This is a genomic window from Streptomyces tricolor (assembly GCF_002155905.1).
Taxonomy (GTDB): domain Bacteria; phylum Actinomycetota; class Actinomycetes; order Streptomycetales; family Streptomycetaceae; genus Streptomyces; species Streptomyces tricolor.
In genome coordinates, this window is record NZ_MUMF01000113.1 from 1 (window position 1) to 4266 (window position 4266).

The following is a 4266-nucleotide window of genomic DNA, read 5'->3' on the forward strand; positions in this document are numbered from 1 at the left end:
GCGAAGGTCACAGGCCCAGGGCGATGGCCATGCGGGTCAGCTCGGCGGTGTTGGTGATGTTGAACTTGGCCCGGATGCGGCGCAGGTAGGCGTCCACGGTGTGGGTGGACAGTCCCATGTGGCGGGCCGTCTGCAGGTAGGTGCGGCCGGCGGCGATGTGCTGGAGCGTCTCCCGCTCGCGCGGAGCCAGCGCGGGGGCGGGGGCTTCGGTGGGCGACGGGGCGAGAGTGGCGCTCATGGGGATTCCTCCGGCGGAACGGCTGGGGGGCTGTCCGTTTAGGGCGATTTGCCCTTGTTCCACCAGATTGCTTGCCGGACTTCATGAGGATGTCCGCCGACTGTCACGGGCGTGTCACAGGGGCCGGGGAACGGTTTGAGTCCCTCAGCGCTCGCCCGGCGCGCCGTGCACCGCCGCGTCGCGGCGGCATCCTCGACGGAGACCTCGGCCTTCGGCGGCACCTCGCGGTACACCTCGCGATGCGCGAGCCTGTCTGCTTCAGTCGGTGCGGACGCCGGGCCGGCGCCGCTGTACGACCTCGCCCTGCTCGCGGTCGTGTACGTCGTGTTCGCTGGCTTCCTGCACGGCGCCGCCATGGTCGCGCCGGCCGGTGTGGCGGCGGGCGCGACCGCTGCCATGGCCGCGCCTTGGCTCACCGCCATGACCGGCGCCTTCCAGGTTCGCCACCGTCGTCGACGGCGGGGACTGCACCGCTGAAAGGCGGCAGCGCCTTGCGTTCTCCCACCTCGGTGACCTCCTGGCCGCCGGCGCCGAGCAGGGCGTCAGGACCGAGGCGGTCGCCATGGTCCAGCGGCTCGTCCAGCGCCAGATCGACGCGGGCCACGGAGTGGAGGGCTTCGCCCGGATCGCCGAGGGCGTCGAGCAGCCCGGCTGGGCGCAGGCGCGGACGGGTGCGGGGCCGTGACCGGCCGATGGGGCGGTCGTCCCGGCGGTGGGTGGGGCGCGGCGGGCAGGTACCCCGGGATGCCGTCACGCCACGGCCGCGCGTGCCGTCCGTTCCACCAGGGACACGCCGTCGCCCATGGAGGCGTTGCCGTCCGACAGGACCGCGACGAGATAGCGGTGACCCCTGACGGTGACCTGGCCGACGCTGTTGACGTCCCAGCGGCCCGTGGTGGCGCGCTGCAGCCAGCCGTTCTTCAGGGCCTGCCCGGAGCCCCCGGCGCCGGCCGCCGAGACGCCCCAGCGCTGCTCGGGCACGACCTGGCCCATCAGGGTGCGGATGTAGGCGCGGGAGCGTGCGTCGAGCCCGCCGGAGCCCGCGCGCACGGTGCCGCCGGTGCCGAACACGGCCCGCAGCAGCCGCACCTGGTCGCTCGCGGTCGTCCGGGTCAGGCCCCACTTGGCGCCCGGGCCGCCCGTCGTCGAGGTCAGCCCCAGCCGCTTGTTGGCCGCCGCCAGTCCGGAGGCCCGGCCGATCTGCCGCCACAGGGCGTTGGCCGCCGCGTTGTCGCTGCGCCGGATCATCGGCTCGGCGCGCTCCCGTTCCCGCGCGGTCAGCGGCCGTCCCGCGTCCTGCGCCTGGAGCAGCAGCGCCGCGAGGATGTCGATCTTGACGATGCTGGCGGTGTCGTACGCCCGGTCCTCGCCGTGGACCACCGGCGCACGGCCGGTGCCGTCGAGGTCGAGCACGGCCGCCGTGGCGTGCCCCGGGGTGTGCCCGGAGGGTGCGGTGGTGGCGGCGAGCGCCGGGGCCGGGTGCAGGAGGCCGGCGGAGAGCAGGGCCGCTGCCGAGGCCAGCAGGGCGCCGGCCTTGGTCCGTGCGGTGCGGGAGAGGCGGGACGACATGGGGTCCGAACGTAGCCATCCGGCGCGCCCGGCGACGTGGCACCGGTCACCTTCGGCCCCTGTTCGCCCCGATTGTGAGAAGAGCCACCGATGGGGCGCATTGTGCCGCCCGGCTCCCCGTCGCGGCGGCGTGTACGCGCGGCCCGGCCGCACGCCTCGCTTATCGTCGGCCAGACACCGACATCCGGAGTGATGATGAACAAAACGGATGAACTGGTCGGTGCGGCGGAGGGCGTGACCGCCGTACCCCTCGGTCCGCCCGTGCGCCGGTTCCGGCCCCGGTTCGGCATCGCCCTCGCGCTGACGGCCGGTGCCGCGGCCGTACTCCTGCTGTCCGCCACCCCGTGGCCGCACCACCCGGCCGTCCAGGCCTGGCGCACCGTCTCCCTGGCCATCACCGTCCAGGCACTGCCCTTCCTGCTCCTGGGCACCGCCCTGTCCGGCGCGATCAACGCGTTCGTGCCGGCCGACCTGTTCACCAGGGTGCTGCCGAAACGGCCGTTCCTCGCCGTACCGGTCGCCGGTGCCGCGGGAGCGGTCCTGCCGGGCTGCGAGTGCGCCTCCGTGCCCGTCGCCGGGAGCCTGATCCGCCGGGGAGTCACCCCGGCCGCCGCCTTCGCCTTCCTGCTGTCCGCGCCGGCGATCAACCCGGTCGTGCTGACGGCCACCGCCGTCGCCTTCCCCGGCGACCCCGCCATGGTCGCCGCCCGGCTGCTCGCCTCCCTCGCCACGGCGGCCGTGATGGGCTGGCTGTGGCTCTGGCTCGGCAAGGAGGAGTGGCTGCGCCCCCTCCTGCGCCGGCGGAACACCGGCCACCGGCACGGCCACAGCCGCTGGACCGAGTTCCGGCTCGGCTTCCAGCACGACTTCCTGCACGCCGGCGGCTTCCTCGTGCTCGGCGCCATGGCCGCCGCCACCTTCAACGTCACCGTGCCGCGCTCCGTCCTCGACGCCTTCTCGGGCTCCCCCTGGCTGTCGGTGCTCTTCCTGGCCGCGCTCGCCGTGCTGCTCGCGGTCTGCTCGGAGGCAGACGCGTTCGTCGCGGCCTCCCTCACCGGCTTCTCGCCGACCGCCCGGCTGGCGTTCCTCGTGGTCGGCCCGATGGTCGACCTCAAGCTGATCGCCTTGCAGGCGGGCACCTTCGGCCGTGCCTTCGCCTGGCGGTTCTCCACGGCGACCACCGTCGTGGCGGTCGCCGCGAGCGTCCTGATCGGAGGCGCGCTGCTGTGAAACGCCCCGTCCAGACCCTGCTCCTGGCACTGATGGGCATCGGCCTGCTGCACGTGGCCCTCTTCACCGACATCTACCTGCGCTACGTCAAGGCCGGACTGCGCCCGCTGCTGATCGGGTCCGGGGTGGTCCTGCTGCTGCTCGGTCTGGCGGCGGCGGTCGCCCGGGACCGGCACCCCGACCCCGAGGACACCGGTGACGAGCACGGCCACGATCACACCGGTACGCCGCGGATCGCCTGGCTGCTGTGCTTCCCCGCGCTGAGCCTGCTGCTCTACGCGCCGCCCGCGCTCGGCGCGTACGCCGCCGCCCGCGCGAACGACAGGCCCGTCGCCGCGCAGCAGGGGTTCGCGCCGCTGCCCGCGACCTCGCCCCTGCCGCTGACCCTCACGGACTTCACCAAGCGGGTACGACAGGACCGCAGCCGCGCCATCGCGCACCGCACCGTCCGGCTGACGGGCTTCGTCACCCCGGCCGGCGAGGACGGCGGCTGGTACCTGACCCGCATCATCTTCTCCTGCTGCGCGGCGGACTCGCAGACGGTGAAGGTGCGCATGTACGGCGCCGAGGCGCCGCCCGCCGACACCTGGCTCGCGGTGACCGGCACCTGGCACCCGCGAGGGACCCTCGGCACCCGGACCGCCCAGGCGGCACTCGACGTCCGGGACGTCCGCCCCGTCGCCCCGCCGGTCAACGCCTACACCGACGACCTGCCGCTCACGCCTTCCTAGAGCCGGTGTCCCCGGGGCCCGGGGCGGCTTCTCCGGGGGGGGCAGCGGCCCGCCCCGGCTCGTCCGGGGTGCCACGAGGCGGCGCCGGCCTGACCGAGCCGACGCAATCCGGGTTGGCGAGCGTCCGGACCCGCGCCGGTCCGGTGCAGGGGGCGCCGGCGCGGGCCTGGGCCTGCACGACCTGAGCCGGCCCGACGCGAGTCCGCCCGGCCCGGAAGGCAGGCCTGGCCCGGCTGCGGGATGTCCGACGGGACCCGTCCGGTACGCAGGCCCCGGCTTGCAGCGGACGACGGGCGTGGCCAGTCCGGTAACCAGGCACCGGCCCACAGCGGCCCACCGGCGCGGCCCGTCCGGCGTTCGGGCCCCGTTCGTGACAGACGGTCGGGTCGGTGGGGCCGGTCCGGCGTACGGGGTCTGGTCTGCGGTGGTCGGGTCGGTGGGGCCGTCCCGGAGACCGGCTCCGGTCTGCGGCGGACGACCGGTGGGGCCGTCCTAGCG

General features: G+C 75.0%; 6 protein-coding genes. 4 read left to right on the top strand and 2 right to left on the bottom strand.

Annotation, left to right across the window (positions count from 1 at the left end; translation table 11 throughout):
• Window positions 1-7: 7 nt before the first annotated feature.
• A complete protein-coding gene (locus CCN44_RS09725; protein ID WP_086697380.1) occupies window positions 8-238 on the bottom strand; it encodes a response regulator transcription factor in 231 nt (76 codons plus the stop codon).
• A gap of 135 nt (window positions 239-373) precedes the next feature.
• Here CCN44_RS09725 and CCN44_RS45495 point away from each other — a divergent pair, with 135 nt between their 5' ends.
• The gene (locus CCN44_RS45495; RefSeq protein ID WP_208639741.1) at window positions 374-715 is read left to right on the top strand and encodes an imine reductase family protein; all 342 of its coding nucleotides are present in this window, start codon (window positions 374-376) and stop codon (window positions 713-715) included.
• Between the two features lie 40 nt (window positions 716-755).
• Entirely contained in the window at window positions 756-923 is a 168-nt protein-coding gene (locus CCN44_RS47350; protein WP_331478609.1) for an imine reductase family protein, read from the top strand.
• A gap of 65 nt (window positions 924-988) precedes the next feature.
• Here the strand turns inward: CCN44_RS47350 and CCN44_RS09735 are convergent, their stop codons facing one another.
• A complete protein-coding gene (locus CCN44_RS09735; protein ID WP_086697381.1) occupies window positions 989-1807 on the bottom strand; it encodes a serine hydrolase in 819 nt (272 codons plus the stop codon).
• A gap of 195 nt (window positions 1808-2002) precedes the next feature.
• Between CCN44_RS09735 and CCN44_RS09740 the strand changes: the two genes are divergently transcribed.
• Together CCN44_RS09740 and CCN44_RS09745 are read left to right on the top strand one after the other, a co-directional pair.
• Window positions 2003-3037 carry a permease gene (locus tag CCN44_RS09740; protein ID WP_208639742.1) on the top strand — a complete coding sequence of 345 codons (1035 nt, stop codon included), beginning with the start codon at window positions 2003-2005 and terminating at the stop codon, window positions 3035-3037.
• Entirely contained in the window at window positions 3034-3768 is a 735-nt protein-coding gene (locus CCN44_RS09745; RefSeq protein ID WP_086697382.1) for a TIGR03943 family putative permease subunit, read from the top strand. The genes CCN44_RS09740 and CCN44_RS09745 overlap by 4 nt, the downstream gene beginning before the upstream one ends.
• Window positions 3769-4266 lie beyond the last annotated feature (498 nt).